The sequence below is a fragment of the Tistrella bauzanensis genome, assembly GCF_014636235.1.
Classification (GTDB): domain Bacteria; phylum Pseudomonadota; class Alphaproteobacteria; order Tistrellales; family Tistrellaceae; genus Tistrella; species Tistrella bauzanensis.
Map to the genome: position 1 here is coordinate 1 of NZ_BMDZ01000027.1, position 16,688 is coordinate 16,688.

The window sequence follows — 16,688 nt, forward strand, 5'->3', positions numbered from 1 at the left end:
TGACCCCGTCTGCGAGGCTGCATAGCCTCATCAACCAGCGACGTCCGCCGAGCCCTTTTCAACATCGGGCGGGACATCCCCTCACCAGCAGCAAGATACCTCTTGCCTGAGGCCATTTCTCATCGTCGCCGCACATACCAGTACACATTATGACGTCTGCGGATGCTTCCCCCCAACCAGAATGAGCGGAGACTTGCCGCCGCCGCCGGGCCGGCGGCCGACAGGGCATGAGCGGGCCCTGTGGAGCATGCCTGCATTGCGTCGGCGGGCATGGACGGTGGAGATAATTTGTCCGTACATTTACCGCACACCTCCTCCGCATCCAGGCATCCGATCATCGTGACCACAGACCCCATGCCGACGGCGCCGGATCCCAGCCCCGCCAGATCCCTGCCGCCCCGATGCCCGCCCCGCCCCGCCCCACCCGGCTTCGGCACCGCCCTGGCCATGACCATGGCCATCCAGATGATCGCGACCGGCGGTGTGCTGGCGCTGTCGACCATGGCGCCCACCGTGGCGGCGGCGCTTGGGGTCAACCCTGAACTGATCGGCTATCAGGTCAGCCTGATCTATCTGACGGCGGCGATCAGTTCGGTGACCGCCGGCGGCATGGTGCGCAAATTCGGCGCGGCCCGGGTCTCGCAGGCCAGCATGGCGACATTCGTGGTGGCGCTGCTGTGCTTCGGATCGGGCCATCTGGCGCTGATGGCCATGGGGGCAGCACTGTGCGGCCTGGGCTATGGCCTGAACAATCCGGCCGCGTCGCATATCCTGATCCGAGTGACACCGCCCGCGCGGCGCAACACCGTGTTCTCGATCAAACAGGCCGGCGTGCCGCTGGGCGGGGTAGCGGCGGGCCTTTGCTTTCCGGCGCTGGCCGCCCTGATCTCGTGGCAGGCGGGGCTGTGGCTGGCGGCCCTGATGCCCATGCTGCTGATCGTGCTGCTGGCCCGCCTGCGGCCGAGCTGGGATGCCGACCGCATGCCTGAGGCGCGGATTGGCCAGGACTGGACCCTGGGCGCGCGGCTGGCCATGAAGCTTGCCCCCTTGCGCGCGCTCAGCCTGCTGGGCCTGCTGTATTCCATGCTGCAATTGTCGCTGTCGACCTTCACCGTCGCCATGCTGGTGACCGAACAGGGCTGGACGCCGATCGCCGCCGGCAGCGCGCTGGCGCTGGTTCAGGCATCCGGCGCGGTCGGCCGCGTGCTGTGGGGTTTCGTCGCCGACCGGCTGCGGGCCGGCTTTCTGGTGCTGGCGATGGTGGGCGCGATCTCGGGGGCCGGCGCGCTGCTGATCGGTGCCGCCGGCGATATCGGGCCTGTGGCCCAGATCGCGCTGCTGTGCGTGATCGGCAATGCCACCAATGGCTGGAACGGCATCATGCTGGCCGAAAGCGCCCGCCGCGCCCCCGAAGGGCTGGTCGGCACCATCACCGGCGGCGTGCTGATCTTCACCTTTGCCGGTGTGGTGATCGGACCGGCCAGCTTTGCCGCACTCCACGGCCTGGTCGGGTCTTACGCCAACAGCTTTCTGTGCTTCGGTCTGGTGTCGCTGGCCGGCGCCGCGATGGCCGCCCACCGGCACCGGGTGGAGCGCCGCTGAACGCCCCCGTCCAGAACATGAATGCAATCGCCGGCAATCGATGCAATACACGTTATGGTTGAAACTATCATCACCACAACACCAGATTGCAACAGATTAACGACTGTTGGTTTTCTTGGAACTGCGATTGACACCCAACAGGCACACTCCTACCCTTTCACGCAATAATCCAAGACGTGAGTGGCGATGAATGGCGTGGCGGCACCCTGCGGTGCGGCACGGGCGGCCGTTTGCGACCCTCAGGTCAAGACAAGACCGACATATCAGAAGAGATGGGGAAGGGGATCAGAAGATGCCGACGATGAAGGGGCAGCCAAGCCCGCTGTTCGACGCCTTCGGGCGCGTGGTTCAGCCGATGACCGCCGATGAGCACGCCGTGTTTCATGCGGTGAAGGATCAGGCCGCAGCCACGAAGCGTGGGGTCATGAGCCTGGACATGACCAACGACGTTCACCGGCGCTTCGTGCTCGACCGTTTCGGCGGCGACGACTTCATGGAACGCTATTTCCCGACCGCGCGCCATCTGATCGAGACCACCCGTCGCACCCGGCTGGCCACCGGCAAGCCGCCGCGCCAGACGCTGCTGGAGATGGACGAGCCCACGGTCGGCGAATGGCAGTCGATGGTGAATGTCAGCTATATCGGTGTCGAACGCGAGAACCGCGTCGTGACCGCCCAGGGCGTGGTCACATTGACCGGCACCGCCACGGTGATCGCCGCCAATCTGGTTCTGACCGACGATGCGACCGGCGCGCAGATCGCATCCTCCAGCATCCCTCAGCAGTACAACAGCACCACCCAGATCATCGAGGTCAGCGGCGTGGCGCCCGACGAGGGGGGCGACCTGAACGTCACCGCGACCCTGACCGCGATGTACCTGCCGGCCGGCGGCACGCTGGCGGACATGTCGGTTGCCACCGCATCCATCGTCGGCGCCAATGCGGTTCAGTCGATCACGGTTCTGAACCCCAATCACGACAGCCATCCGGACCGCGACTACATCAAGGTCGCGCTGAACCGCACGCCGGGACAGGTCGGTGACTGCGATTATTACTACAATTACGGCACCGACGGCTCGAAGCCGATCGTGGGCCTTCAGGTCAACGGCTCGGCCCAACTGGTCAATGGCTATACCGTGGCCGCCAACCCAAATTTCAACGGCTCCTGCGTGCTGATGCGCCGGTCGGGCACCGGCGACGGCGCCACGCTGGCCTTCCCGGAAGATCAGATCCCGGGCCTGTGCAACGGATCGGGCAGTGCCGTGAGCTGGAATATCGGCCCCGACTGGTTCCAGGGCGCGCCATGGGACCAGGGCAACACCATCGACCTGGATTTCGTGCTGAACTTCAGCATCACCCCCGGCGGCAGCACCTTCGTGCGTGTGACCAGCGTGCCGCAGGGCGTGACCACACCCCCCACCAACATCGCCACCGTTGCGCCGATGCAGTTCGTGTGGGGCTGCGTCGCCACCGGCACGCTGGTGCGCATGGCCGATGGCGGCCGGCGGCCGATCGAGAGCCTGAGCGCCGGGGAACGGGTGGCCGGGGCCAACGGCACCAGCCTGCGCATCGCCGAAATCTGGCGCGGCCATGAAGACAAGCCGCTCTACCGGCTGGTCACCGCCTGCGGCGCCGAGGTTCTGGTGACCGACGGCCATCCGGTGCCGACCGCGGCCGGTGTGATGGCGGCGGCCGATCTGCGGCCCGGCATGATCGTCGAGACCGCCGGCGGTCCGGTGGCGCTGGCCCTGGTGGAAACCGTGTCGCATGACGGCGCGGTGCTGAACCTGGACCTGCTGCCCGATGGTGTGGACGCCCTGACCGACATCGATGACGACACCGTCACCGCCTTTGACGCCGGCGGCATCATGGTGGGCGACAACCGCATGCAGGGCGTGCTGAACCGGCAGGCCATGGCCGGCACGACCGCCGATCCGCTCGACAGTCTGGGCACCGAATGGCGGCTCGACATCCTGAACAGCCGCCGCATGGCCGCCGGTCTGTCGCTGATCGAGCGCCTGACCAACTGATCGGTACCAGATGACGCACTGAACGCCGGAGCCTGCGCCTCATCCGCCCGGGCTCCGGTTGCGTCATTCCCGGCCTGCCGCCCGCGCCCACAGACCCTGCCCGCATCTGCCCGTCCGCCCGCATCTGTCCGTCCGCCCGCATCTGTCCGTCCGCCCGCATCTGTCCGTCCGCATTGGGGAACAGCTCCATGACGACCCTCTCGTCCACGCCGGCCGCACCGGTCATCACCTCCGTCACCTGCACCACGGGCGGAACCCTGCCGGTCTTTCAGGTGATCTGGCAGCCCCAGCAGGGCTATACCGGCCCGTTCGTGATCGTGGTCACGAAGAGCGACGGCACGGCCGTGGCCGGCACCGGCAGTTCGCTCAGCGCCAATGGCGGCACCTGGACCGCCACCGACACGATGAACGCCACCACCGACACCTATTACCTTCAGGTGGCGGTGTCGGGGAATGAGGGCATCATCAGCGACAAGGTGCAGTTGCTGTTCGCCAGCCCGACCAATGTGGCGACCGCCTTCGACGGCGCGCTGCTGACGGTGACCTGGACCAATGCCGCCTCGGCGACGCCGACCAGCCAGACCGAGATCCTGCTGATGACCCCGGCCGGCATCCAGGCCGTTCAGGTCACCAGTTCCGGTTTCGGGCAGATGGTCGTGGCGCCGAACCTGCGATCGTCCGGCGGCGACTGGTCGGTCACCCTGACGCCGCAATTCGGCATCTGTTCAGGGCCGGCCACCGATCCGGCGGTGGTCTATGCCGGAGCACCCGCCGTGACCGCCGTCGCGGTCACCGCCGTGGGATCGCCGCTGACCCTGGCCATCACCGCGGGCGGATCGGGGATCACCGGCACCTCGCCGTCATTCGTGGCGACACTGCTCCAGAACGGCGCCGCCATCGCCAGCACGGCGCCCATCGCCGGCACCGATGCCGGTGGCGGCAGCTATACCCTCACCGCAAGCTTCGCGGTCACCGTCGATCTGGCCTTCGACTATCAGGTGGCGCTGGCCCAGTCGTCGGCCACGGCCGGCACCGCCACCGGCCCGCAGGGCATCGGCATGGGGTTGATCCTGGTGGCGCCCGAGACTGTCGTGTCGAGCCTTGCCGCCAATTACGTCATCACCGCCATCATTGCGCCGCCGGCGGGCAACTGGGGGGCGACCGGCTCGGCGATCAAGATGTACAAGCCCGACGGCAGTGACGGCGGCAGCTATTCGGGTCTCGGCATGACGCGGAGCGGAAGCCTGATCGGCGTGACCGGCGGTGATGCCTATACCCTGACGGCCGCGATCACGCGCGGCTCGTCGACCGGGCCGTTCACCAGCAAGACGCCTCTGCTCACCAACATATATGGCATGGGCCAGACCGCGGTCGACGGACAGATCCTGACCACCGCCTGGCCGATCGTGGCCGATACCGGCCTGACCGGAAACCAGGTCACGGTCACGGCCGGCGACACCGTGGTCGCCACGGCGATCTTCCCGACCCCGATCGCGAGTGGCAGCCTTGAAATTCCCGCCCTGCCGCCGGGCATGGCCGGCACGGTCCTTCAGCTCTCCGCCCGGTCGGTCGGCAATAATACGTCGGGCCCGCCAGCCGCAGCGGTCAGCGTCATCAATCAGGCGCCGGTGGTGGCCGCGTCGAGCTTCTCGACCACCGCGACCGGCCTTCAGGTGTCGATCCAGGCCGTCAGCCAGACAGTCGATGCCTATACGGTGGAGTTGTGGCGGGATGGCGCGATGGTGGTCAGTGTCAGTGGTGCCGCCCCCACGATCGCGATCCCCGGCGCGAACTTCACCACGGCGGGCCTCTATGCGGTCAGAGCGCGCGCAACGGCGGCAAGCCCTGTGGTTCAGGGACCGTGGAGCCCGTTCGCAGGCGTAACCTATGTCGCCGCGTCCGGCCTGACGACCAGCTATGACGGCGCGACCCTCAGCGCCGGCTGGGATGCCGTGGACGGCGCCCAGGCCTATCGGCTGGTCCTGCTGGAGGGCGGCGCCGAAAGCGGAACCGCCTGGATCGTCTCGGGCACCAGCAGCACCAAGGCGCTCACCTTCGACGCGGCCAAGTCATACAGTCTGGCGGTTCAGCCGATCGTTGGCGGTTGCACCGGCCCCGCCGCCACCGCCGCCGTGTTCCAGGCCGGCATCTACCCGCAATTCGCGGTCGACACCGCGCCGGCGGTCATCCCCGCCACCCAGCCGTCGATGGCGCCCTATGCGATCGCGATCGGCCTGCCGCAGATCTTCACCAGCGCCCCCGCCGCCGCCGATCTGCCGAGCGTGGCGCCCTTCGTGCTGACCGAGGGCACAGCCCCTTATGCCTATACGCTGACCATCGACGGCACGGCCGGCGCGCTGCCCTGGAGCTTCACCGCCGACGCCGTCCGCGCCGATCTGTATACCGCATACGGCACCTTCCTGGCCGATCTGGAAACGCTGGGTGCCACCGCGATCGGGCTACAGACGGTGCAGATGGCGATCTCGCGCACCATGCCGCAGACTTATGTGGAAACGCTGCTCTATGCCTATGGTTTCACCGGCGGCAATGGCTGGGTGGATCTGCGGCCGGGCATGGTGCTGCGCGCGGAATATGAGAGCTATCAGACCATGGGCTCGGCGGTGCCGGACCAGGGCTATCTGAACGGCTTCATCACCAGTGCCGTCGCCAACTACCAGATCAGCCGCTCGGCCGCCAACGCCACCGGCATCACCACGCTGGATGCCTTCATCGGCTGGCTGGTGGCGCAAGGCGGCACGGCGGTGACCCAGCCGCCCACCACCAATCGCAAGCAGGCGGGCGGCGGCGGCCTGATCGACGGCGGCTATCCGCAGATGCAGCAGCCCTTCCTGCGGCTGGTCTATCCGCCAAGCTTCCCGTCGACCGCCCAGACCGGCACGCCCTACCCCGAATTCAACGCCCTGCTGCTGGCGGCCGCCAAACTGTCGGATCTGACCACCGCCACCGCCAATATCCGCAGCGGCCGGGATGCCGGCGCCAATGTGGGGGTGCTGTATTTCCGCGGCCGGACCACGCTGGTGCCGCAGATCCGGGTGTGGGTGAACGGGGTGGAGCAACTGGTTCCGGTCGGCACCACGGCCAACGAGATCCTGGCCGAACGCGGCATGGAACCATCATCGGCCGGGCTGCCGCTGACCGGGATCAGCCTGTTGCGCGGTGTGGGGCCGGCACCGGCCGGGTCGCCCGCCAGCTATGACGCCGGCACCGCCAATCCGGTGCGGCTGGACTGGGCGCCGTCGGCCAATGCCGGCATCGCCGTCCTGCCCCTGCTGAACGGCGACCGCATCACCCTTGGCACCTCCAATGGCGGCGGGGGTGTGGCATGACCACCCCGGCCGAACCCGTCTTCGACCAGGCGGCGGCCGGGTCCGAGATCTACTGGCTGAACGGCGGTGACCGGCGCGCGGGGTTCCGTGCCTCGGCCACCACCAGCTTCGCTGCCAGCATCACCCTGACCGAAAGCTGGACCGACGGCATGGGCCTGTGGTTCTGGCTGGATGCGGATCCGGGCGACGACGCAGCCTTCGCCACCGCCCTCGATATCTATCTGGGCCTGCTGCCGCCGGCACGCGGACCGCGCACGATCTGGATCAGCGGCGCCGCCCATGGCTTTGAGGACTGGCGGTCGAGCCAGTTGTCGATGGTGCGCAGCGGCGACACCACCGCCGTCGTCACCGGCACGATCATCGAGTTGGGCGGCATCCGCCTGGTGCTGGGCGCCGGCAGCACGGTGACGGTGAATTCCGATGCCGAACAGGGCTGGATCCTGAAACTGGCCGGCAATCCCGCGCTCAGTTTCGTCACCGGCGAGGGCCTGTTCGATGCATCACAGGGCTGGGCCGGCCTCGCCTATGTTCCGGGCCATGTCGGCTGCGTGATGTGGACGCTGGATCTGCCGGCACCCGATGGCGACACCGCTACCGGCATCGACCAGCTTGGCGCCAGCCTGCGCTTCTTCGGCCCCGATCCGGTCGCGGGCGATGGCACGGTCAGGGTGCTGGCGGTGCAGCCGTTGCGCCAGAGCCAGGCCTTCACGCTGCATTGCTCGGTCGATCCGCTGGCACCGCTCGATCCGGCCCGCACCCGGTTCGGCCTGCTGCCGTTCGGCGCCGCCGCCACCACGGTGCCGTCCTTCGCCACCGGTTACGTCACCGCGCGCGGCTATGGCGTGACGCTGGCGCCGCGCAACACCGCCAGCGCAACACCGCCGGGCTTCGTGATGGCGATACAGCCGCTGGTCACCGGCGTGGTCGACGGACCCTTCGCCGACGTGCCGGTGGTGTATTACCTGACCCCCGACGGCGATTTCGATCTGACACCGGTCAACACCGACGGCCAGATCGTCACCGCCTCGCTCGACGCGCTGGGCCGCGACGATCTGGACGCGGCACCGGCCGAACGCCTGCTCTGCGGCACCACCGGGCTCGATTATGTCGGACTGGCCCAGAGCAGCGGCACGGTGATGAGCTTCCGCGCCGGCAGGCCCGCCTATGCGCCGCCGTTTCTGTCGCCGATGCTCGACATCGTCCGCGCCATGGACCTCGACGAGGCCGCACCACCGGCGCTGACCGGCCTTGGCACCACAGCCTGGAGCTGGATCAGCGGCACCAGCGCCGCGCGCTATTACGCCCAGCCGGAAGACGCGCCGTTCTATACCGGCGGCAGCGCCGGCTTTCTCAATTACCTGGAAATCTCGGCCGCGACGCTCACCACCGACGATCCCGAACCCTGCTTTCCCATGGTCGGCTATGCCGGGCTCGACGAGGCCCAGGCCGCATTCGCAACCGAGATCGAGGCGCGCGGCGTCGCCCCCGAACGCCGGCGCCAGATCGGCCTCTTGACCGGCACCCAGTGGCTGCCAGCGGCCCTGCGCGGCGCGCCCCTGCAACTGCCGGAGACCACCATCCCGGCGGTGTCGCCGCCGGGCCTCGCCATCGGCTATGCTGGCGACGACGTGCCCTGGGCCTGGCTCGCGGTCGGCAACACCGGCACCTCGCCCGACGGGTTGCCAGATCTGCGGTTCACGGCAGTGGATGGCGCCTTCCGTCAGGCGCTGCTGACCAACCGCCTGTTCATGGTGCTGGGCTCGGCCGACACCGTGCTGGCCAACGGCTCGGTCGCCTATCAGCTCACCCCCGCCTCTCTGGGCCTGATCCAGGCGCTGCCGCCGGAAAAGGGTGTGCCGGCCGATATCTATACCGCCATCGCCAATGCGGTGCGCGCCGCCGGCTATCCGGTCTATCCCACCGAAACCGCGTTCAACGCCATGCTGACCGGCGCCGCCCCCACCATCACCACCGAACAGATGCTGGTCTTCCAGCGCTTCGCCGGCCTGTTGTCGCCGGCGATCGGCGACTGGCTGTTCCGGTTGAGCCCGCGCAACTGGGCGGCCCCCGATCGCGAAGGGCCGAAGAATGCCCGGTTGATCTTCAAATTCGTCAGCGGCCGCAGCCTGGCGGATCTGGTCGCCGACACCTCGGGTTGGAGCTGGCCCGAAGCCTCGTCGGACGACGGCAAGGCCGCGACCGCCCGTGACGACATCCAGAGCATCATCCGCACCGCGCGGCAATCGGTGGCAATCGCGCGCGAGAAGAAGATCGCCTCGCCCTATGACCGCTTCGTCGAGGTGATCGACGATCCATACTGGGCGGGCGTGCTGGCGCTGTCGGTCGAGGTGCCGCTCGACACCCTGCCGGAACCCTTGCAGCCGCTTGCCGCCGGCATCGACCCCGGCGGGTTCTATGCCCATCATCTGGGCCTGACCGCGACCTCGTTCACCTCCGAGGGCGGCCGGATCGATTTCGACATCACGTCGAGCTTCGGTCTGATCGACTATCAGAATCCGATCGATCAGTATTTCTCCAGCGACATCGCCTTCGCCTTCCGGGTGCAACAGCTCACCGTGGGCTTCGAGAACGGCAAGCTGGCCAGCTTCACCAGTTCGGCGCAGTTGATGGTCAACCGGCTGTTCGGCACCGAAACCCGGCTGTTCCCCAGCGAACACGGCAACAACATCATCCTCGACGGCGTCTATCAGTCGGAACGCAATGATGGCGGGTCGTCGCGCGACACCTATGTCTTCGCGATGCGCGATGCCGGCGCCTTCCAACTCGCCCTTGGCCAGTTGATGGAGGTGGGCGTCGACCAGACCCGGCTGGTCACCCTGCGCGCCGCCGACCCGGCCAGCGGCAACACCACGGTCAGCGCCGCCTTCCAGATGACCGGCCGGCTGCGCTTCGCGGAACCCGCCAATTTCGACCCGTTCTGCTGGGGGCCGCCCGCCGCCACCGATAGCGGCGGTGTGGACGCGTTCACCGCCGCGATGGCCGCCGTCGACGAAGCCGAAGCCGATGCCAGCAGCCTGGGCCTCGCCTATTCCAATTATGCGATCACCATGAGCTTCTCGCTGTCGGACCCCTCGACCGTGATCTTCACGGTCGCTGACAGCAACATGGCACTCGACACCGCCAACAGTGTGGCGCGGGAGAATTCGCTGTTCGCGCGCTTCCCCCTGCGGCTGACCGGGCTGATGGCCACCCCCGACCCGGCGGTGACCGGCGGACCGCCATCGACCCGCGACCCCGACGCGGCCGGCTTCGTCTCGATTTCCGCCCCCATTCAGCAGGGCAAGCTGACCCAGCCCTGGTACGGGCTGGTTTACGAGGTGGAACTGGGCACGCTGGGCGCGCTTGCCGGATCGGTGGGGCTGACCGTGCGGCTGCTGGCGGCGTGGAGCCCGGCCGGTGGCGAGAAGGGCCTGCCCGCGATCTATTTCGGTGTGGCCCTGCCGGGCGTGGAGCGGATGCTGGGCGTCAGCCTGCCCTTGCAGGGCATTCTGGATATCGGCTTCCGGACCATCCAGTTCACCACCTATACCGACGGGCAGAACCGCCGCCAGTATCTGATGCGGCTGCGGGATTTCGGCCTGCATGTCCTGGGCCTGTCGTTCCCGCCCGGCCATAACGACATCACCCTGTTCGGCAACCCCGACCAGACATCGAACACCAAGCTCGGCTGGTATGCGGCTTACGATAACGGCAAGGGCAAGGACGAGGGGAACAAGACCGCCGCCAACGCCGCCGCCCTGCCCGCGCCGCGCGGCACCACCGCGGCACGCCTGCCCCGCCGACGGCTGCCCACCGACGAGGCCCGCCAGATGATCCGCGCGGCCAGGCCGGCGCGCATCGCCGCCGCCCCACCCTGCGAGGAGACATCCGTCGACGACGGTTCCAGCGATGGGACCGCCGCCTGATGACGATGACGCCGACCGACCAGACCGACTGGACATTCGACATCACCGCCGCCGCGCGGGTGACGCTGAATGCGTTGTGGTGCGACCAGGGCATGGCGCACATGCTGCTGGCCAATGAGCATGAGGACGAGTTCATCCCCGACGTGATCGCGCTGTTCGATTTCGGGGCGACGCTGAACTTCATCACCAGCGTTCTGAAGCCGGCGATCGCGGCGCCGGCGGTGAAATCGGTGGTCGAGGCCCTGCAGAGCCAGCGGATCGGCGACCGCGTGCCCAAGCTCGATCTGGTGATGGTCAGCCATCAGGACGACGATCACTGGCGCCTGCTGACCTATCTGATGGACGAGCTGGAGCGCATCGAGCTGCCCTATACGGTCGGCAAGATCGTCTATGCCGGGTCGGACTGGGGCCAGAGCGCCTTGAACGTTCTGACCCGGCTGGCGACCAAGACCGCCGATGCCGACACCGATCTGGTCTATTTCAACACCGTCACCTCAAGCTACAAACCGGCGAACGGCACGCTGGGCCAGATGAAGAATTTCGGCAACATCGTCATCCGCACCCTGGCCGCCAACACGCCCAGTAAATTCAAGGCCAAGAGCAAGGAGCGCAAGAACGGCTCATCAGCCGTGATGGTGATCGATTATGCCGGCGAGCGGATCATTCTGCCGGGCGACGCGACCTGGGAAACCATGGCCGCGATGAACAAGATCCTCGCCGCCTGGACCACCAGCCCGGTGCAGCCGGTGACCGCGATGTCGGCGCCGCATCATGGCTCGCTGAACACGGCGACCCAGAGCAATGATGCCGGCAATGACAGCGACCTCAGCGAGCTGATCGCCTTCACCGAGCTGACCCGGCCATATTCGGTGATCGCCAGCGCCGGGATCGCGACATCACACAAGCATCCGCATGCGATCGTGCTGAAGAAGCTGATCAAATATGCCGGAAGCTATGCTTTCCCGGCGCATCCGGTGGTCTATTACGATCTGGTCGACGCGGAATTCAAACGCCAGGACGAGGTTGGCGCCAATCTGTACACCACAGTTCTGGGCCTGACGGCGCCGGTGCTGGTGGCCAACTGGCATTTCACTGTCACGCCCACCCATCAGACGGTGGTCAACGCCACCGGCTTTTATGGTGCCTGCAAGGCCCTGGTCAGCGTGCCAGACACCGAATCCAACCTCATCGAGATGCTGATCGAGGATGACGAGGACGAGGCGACGCCGATCGTGATCGACAGCCACAACCTCACCCGCCGCGCCAGCCATGGCACCGCCGGCGGTGTGATCGCGCGCCAGCGCGCGGCACGGCCGGCGCGGGGGCTGCCAGCCTTCGCGATCCAGGGCGGCGGACGGCTGGCCAGGATGGCGACACCGGCCGATGACAGCCGCTTCGCCACATCCACACGACCGCGCATGGTGCCGCCACGCCGCGTGCAACCGGTCATAGCGAGGGCCGGATGATGCGCATCGACATCACGTTCCGGCCGGATATGACGGCATCGTTCAAGCCCGGCAGCGCTGGCCGCGCGTCGACCATGGCACCGAGCGGGCGCGTGCATCCCCTTGCGACACGAAAGGCCGGCTGATCATGGCGGTGGGGCGGGCGTCCATGGACGGGTTGTGGTGCGGCCAGGGTATGGCGCATCTGCTCCGGCTCTATGCCGATGCAGGAACCGATCCTGCGACCGCGCCGGCCGATGGTCTGGCGCTGTTCGACTTCGGCAGCGGCGGCCGCGCGCTGACCATGGCACGCGACGCCCATGGCATGTCACCGCCGGTGGCCTCGGTGATCGCGCAGCTTCAGCGCCAGATGGCGGCCGGCAGCACGCCGCGGCTGGATCTGGTGCTGGTCAGCCATCAGGACGGCGACCACTGGCTGCTGCTGACCGAGTTGATGAACCAGGTCGAGGCGCTGGCGATTCCGCTGGTGGTGGGCCACATCCTGAAAGGCGGCACGCTGTGGGCGCCTGATGCCAGCGCCGTGATCACCCGGCTGGCGCGCTATACGGCAGATGCCGATACGGATCTCACCTATTTCACCACCAATCAGTCCAGCTATGCCGTCGCCGGCGGCAATGTCGTCGACACCTTCGCGCTTGGCGACCTGAAGGTTCGAACGATGATCTCGAACGTCGCGAGCGCCAAGACAAGCCCGAGCATCCGGCGCAATTGCGCCTCGACGGTGGCCCTGCTTCAGCTCGACCGGCTGGCGATGATCCTGCCCGGCGATGCGACCTTCGAGACGCTGGCCCAATGCAACGCCGTTCTCGCACAATGGCAGCCCTATGGCTCGCCATTGCCCTGGATCTACATGATGTCCGCGCCCCATCACGGCGCGCTGGCCACGATGAATGCCAGCACCAGGGCGGGCGAGGTCGATCTGGCGGCGCTCGATGCCTTCATCGCCTATACCCGGCCCTATTCGGTGATCGCCAGCGCCGGCACCAAGAACAACCACCGCCACCCCCGATCGATCATCATCCTGAAGATGGTCCGCTATGCCGGCTTCGACGAGTTTCCGCCGCATCCGCTGGTGACCTATGGTGAACTGGCCGAGGATCGCTTTCCCATGCCGGTCGAGACCGACAGCGAATGGCGGGTCATCGACCGTGTGCGGCAGAACGTCTATACCACCGTGCTGAACCTGACCACGCCCGGCCTGACCGCCGACTGGCTGTTCGAGATGACGCTGAACAGCCACAGCACTGAAGTACGGCCCTTCGATGCCGGCGCCCCCGGCATCCTGAACGTGCCCGACACCGATCCGATGACCCTGGTCGCCGATCTGATCAATGCCAAACAGCCGCACGACAACGACATGGAGGACGGCCTGTCGCGGCTGAATGCCATGTCGCGGCTGGATGCCAGGTCGCCTGAGACACCGTCCGGTGTCGGCGCCATGGCCGATCAGATCCACAGCCGCTTCAGCAGGACCATGGCGCCAATCCGGCGCGTGCGCCCGTGCGCGACACGAAAGGCCGGCTGATCATGGCGGTGGGGCGGGCGTCCATGGACGGGTTGTGGTGCGGCCAAGGTATGGCGCATCTGCTGCGGCTGTATGGTCATCGCTATGACAACCCGGCAACGACGGCGGCGAACATGATCGCGCTGTTCGACGCCGGCAATCGCGGTTATGGCCTGAGCGAGTCGAAGGAGACCCTTGGGGTCACCCCCCCGGTCAAGACCATCGTCGACGCGCTGGCGCTGCAACAGGCGCAGGGCAAGACCCCGCGCCTGGATCTAGTGCTGCTTAGCCATCAGGACGAAGACCACTGGACCCTGATCAACGAAATGCTCGATCAGGTGAAGGCGCGCGACATCCCGCTTGAGGTGGGGCGGGTGATTGCCGGCGGCACCGAATGGGGCTCTGGCGCCAAGGCCGCGATCAAGCGGCTGGTCGATCTGATACCGGGGGAGAACCCGCAGGCTCAGTATTATTTCACCAACGCCACCGATTATGGCGACCCGCTGACCGGTGCCACCACGACGATCGCGCTGGACGATGTTCTGGTCCGCACCATCATCGCCAACACGCCATCGACGGTCAGCAAGAAGAACGGCACCTCGGCGGTGGTGGTGGTTCAGCTTGGCGGGCTTGGCTATGTCCTGCCGGGGGATGCCACCTTTCAGACCCTCGCCATGGCCAACACCAAGCTGAAGGCATGGCCTTCGACGCCACTGCCCTCGGTCTACATGATGTCGGCGCCGCATCACGGCGCGCTGACCACCATGACCAAGAAGAAGGACGGCGACAACAGCGATCTCGGCGAGCTGATCGAGTTCGTCGACCTGACCCGGCCCTATTCCGTCTTCGCCAGCGCCGGCGTGTTCAATTCGCACAAGCACCCGTATCTGATCATTCTGACCACCCTGGCCAAGTATGCCGGATCCCATGAATTTCCCGACCCGCATGACGTGATCGCCTATGACGGTGGCCAGGACAGATGGCTTCTGCTGGAGGATTCCGTTCAGAATGTCTACACCACGCTGACCGGCCTGACCGACCCGCTGCCGACCGCCGACTGGCTGTTCGACATCAACGACCAGGGCCATTTCGGCACCAGCGCGCGCTTCTTCGAGGCCGGGGTTCAGGCGATCATCGGCGTGCCGCAGACCAACGCCACCGAAATGGTGGACGAGGGCGGTGGTGGCGGCGGCGGCGATGACGACACTCCGCCGCCGCTGCTGCTGGCCCGCGATGTTCTGCCCGGCATTGAACGCGGCTTCACCGTCCGCCCGGCCAGCATCCTGGACAGCCGCGTCGATGCACGCGGCCGCATCGCCCTGCCGCGCAATATACACCTGACCGGCCCGGCCGGCGCGCCGCTGCCGCCGCCCCGCCGCGTGCGGCCGGCCACCCATGCTCCAGGTGGGCGTGCCGGCGGATCGGGTTCATCGGAGGAATTGGCGCGATGACCACAGCCCGCATGACCATGTCGGCGCTCTGGTGCGACCAGGGCATGGCGCACATGCTGCAGATGTACGACACCATCGATGCCCAGGCGCCCAGCCAGATCGTGCTGATCGATTTCGGCGCCGAGACGATGTTCAAATCCTCGGTGCTGAAGCTCAACCTGTCGGCACCCGCCGTCACCAAGGTGGTCGAGGCGCTGTTCCTTCAGCAGCAGGCGGGGCTGGAGCCCAAGCTGGATTATGTGCTGATCACTCATCAGGACACCGACCACTGGTCGCTGCTCAATTATCTGATGGATGCGGTCGACGAGATCGAACTGCCGATGAAGGTGGGCGCGATCATCTATGGCGGCAGCGACTGGGGCGCCGGCGCCCTGGCCACCGTCAACCGGCTGGCGACCTATGGTGTCGGCGGTACCGCGCCGATCACGGTGCTGAAGAGCAATGTCACCGATTACGCCGATGCCAACGGCACCGTCGGCAGCCTGGTGACGATCGGCGACGTGGTGCTGCGCATTCTGATCGCCAATGCCCCGATCGCCAAATCGAGCAGTGCCGCCCTGCGCAAGAACGGCACCTCGGCGGTGGTGGTGATCGACTATATGGCCGAGCGCATGATCCTGCCCGGTGACGCGACCTGGGAGACGCTGGCCGCCGCCAACACCCTGCTCGGCGCCTGGACCGCGAGCCCGGTGCAGCCGGTGAGGGTGATCTCGGCGCCGCATCACGGATCGCTCGCCACCATGACGCCCAAGAACGAGGGCACCGACAGCAATCTGGAACAGTTGACCACCTTCACCGATCTGGTGCGGCCCGAGGCGGTGGTTGCCTCGGCCGGCTATGGCAACTCGTTCAAGCACCCGTATCTGATCATCCTGAAGGTGCTCGGCAAATATGCCGGCAAGAATGCGCTGGGACCGCACAAGGTGGTGGTCTATCGCATCGATACCTCGGACTGGCAGCTTTATAGCGACATCACCAAGAACATCTACACCACCGTCATCAGCCTGACCTCGCCGGTCGAGGTGGCCGATTATCTGTTCACGCGCAGCGCCTTCGGCTTCTTCACCGAAGCCTTCGGCTTCCTTGGCCCCAGCAAGGCGATCGTCAGCGTGCCCAGCACGCAGGTGCAGGTGCTGGGCAGTGCCATGTCGACCGCCATGGACGAAGAATCCAAGGATGACGGCGGCGATGGCAGCCTGTCGGGCGACACGCGACGCCTTGCCCGGTTTGCAGCCACCACCCGCCCCATCGCCGCCCGCCTCACCATCGGACGCTATCTGCCGCCGCCCCGCCGGGTTGTGCCCGCCTGCCTCGCCGCCGCCACCTCTGCTCCAGCCCCTGCCCCCGCCCGCTGACGAAGCCC

9 protein-coding genes are annotated in these 16,688 nt (G+C 67.0%); all 9 read left to right on the forward strand.

The window, feature by feature from the left end:
* Positions 1-447 precede the first annotated feature (447 nt).
* The 9 genes from IEW15_RS12280 to IEW15_RS12315 all read left to right on the forward strand — a co-directional run bounded on the left by IEW15_RS12280 (position 448) and on the right by IEW15_RS12315 (position 16,680).
* Positions 448-1,602: an MFS transporter gene (locus tag IEW15_RS12280; protein ID WP_229708046.1), complete on the forward strand. Its 1,155-nt coding sequence runs from the start codon at positions 448-450 to the stop codon at positions 1,600-1,602.
* Positions 1,603-1,894: 292 nt separating this feature from the next.
* Positions 1,895-3,631: a Hint domain-containing protein gene (locus tag IEW15_RS12285; RefSeq protein ID WP_229708047.1), complete on the forward strand. Its 1,737-nt coding sequence runs from the start codon at positions 1,895-1,897 to the stop codon at positions 3,629-3,631.
* Positions 3,632-3,819: 188 nt separating this feature from the next.
* A complete protein-coding gene (locus IEW15_RS12290) occupies positions 3,820-6,978 on the forward strand; it encodes a hypothetical protein (protein ID WP_188578259.1) in 3,159 nt (1,052 codons plus the stop codon).
* Entirely contained in the window at positions 6,975-10,904 is a 3,930-nt protein-coding gene (locus IEW15_RS12295; protein WP_188578261.1) for a hemagglutinin protein, read from the forward strand. Before IEW15_RS12290 ends, IEW15_RS12295 begins: the two co-directional genes overlap by 4 nt.
* Entirely contained in the window at positions 10,904-12,370 is a 1,467-nt protein-coding gene (locus tag IEW15_RS12300) for a ComEC/Rec2 family competence protein (RefSeq protein WP_188578263.1), read from the forward strand. The genes IEW15_RS12295 and IEW15_RS12300 overlap by 1 nt, the downstream gene beginning before the upstream one ends.
* Positions 12,367-12,495, forward strand: coding sequence for a hypothetical protein (locus IEW15_RS26350; RefSeq protein WP_268237160.1), 129 nt, complete (start codon positions 12,367-12,369; stop codon positions 12,493-12,495). The genes IEW15_RS12300 and IEW15_RS26350 overlap by 4 nt, the downstream gene beginning before the upstream one ends.
* A 50-nt stretch (positions 12,496-12,545) precedes the next feature.
* Complete coding sequence (locus IEW15_RS12305) at positions 12,546-13,895, forward strand: ComEC/Rec2 family competence protein (protein ID WP_188578265.1); 1,350 nt, start codon at positions 12,546-12,548, stop codon at positions 13,893-13,895.
* Positions 13,871-15,325, forward strand: coding sequence for a ComEC/Rec2 family competence protein (locus tag IEW15_RS12310; RefSeq protein ID WP_188578267.1), 1,455 nt, complete (start codon positions 13,871-13,873; stop codon positions 15,323-15,325). Before IEW15_RS12305 ends, IEW15_RS12310 begins: the two co-directional genes overlap by 25 nt.
* Positions 15,322-16,680, forward strand: a complete 1,359-nt coding sequence (locus tag IEW15_RS12315) for an MBL fold metallo-hydrolase (protein ID WP_188578269.1) — start codon at positions 15,322-15,324, stop codon at positions 16,678-16,680. Before IEW15_RS12310 ends, IEW15_RS12315 begins: the two co-directional genes overlap by 4 nt.
* Positions 16,681-16,688 lie beyond the last annotated feature (8 nt).

What these genes read in the sequence shown, in the direction of transcription:
- IEW15_RS12280 (WP_229708046.1), top strand. Translation starts at nt 448, where the DNA reads ATGACCATGGCCATCCAGATGATCGCGACCGGCGGTGTGCTGGCGCTG.
- IEW15_RS12285 (WP_229708047.1), top strand. Translation starts at nt 1,895, where the DNA reads ATGCCGACGATGAAGGGGCAGCCAAGCCCGCTGTTCGACGCCTTCGGG.
- IEW15_RS12290 (WP_188578259.1), top strand. Translation starts at nt 3,820, where the DNA reads ATGACGACCCTCTCGTCCACGCCGGCCGCACCGGTCATCACCTCCGTC.
- IEW15_RS12295 (WP_188578261.1), top strand. Translation starts at nt 6,975, where the DNA reads ATGACCACCCCGGCCGAACCCGTCTTCGACCAGGCGGCGGCCGGGTCC.
- IEW15_RS12300 (WP_188578263.1), top strand. Translation starts at nt 10,904, where the DNA reads ATGACGATGACGCCGACCGACCAGACCGACTGGACATTCGACATCACC.
- IEW15_RS26350 (WP_268237160.1), top strand. Translation starts at nt 12,367, where the DNA reads ATGATGCGCATCGACATCACGTTCCGGCCGGATATGACGGCATCGTTC.
- IEW15_RS12305 (WP_188578265.1), top strand. Translation starts at nt 12,546, where the DNA reads ATGGCGCATCTGCTCCGGCTCTATGCCGATGCAGGAACCGATCCTGCG.
- IEW15_RS12315 (WP_188578269.1), top strand. Translation starts at nt 15,322, where the DNA reads ATGACCACAGCCCGCATGACCATGTCGGCGCTCTGGTGCGACCAGGGC.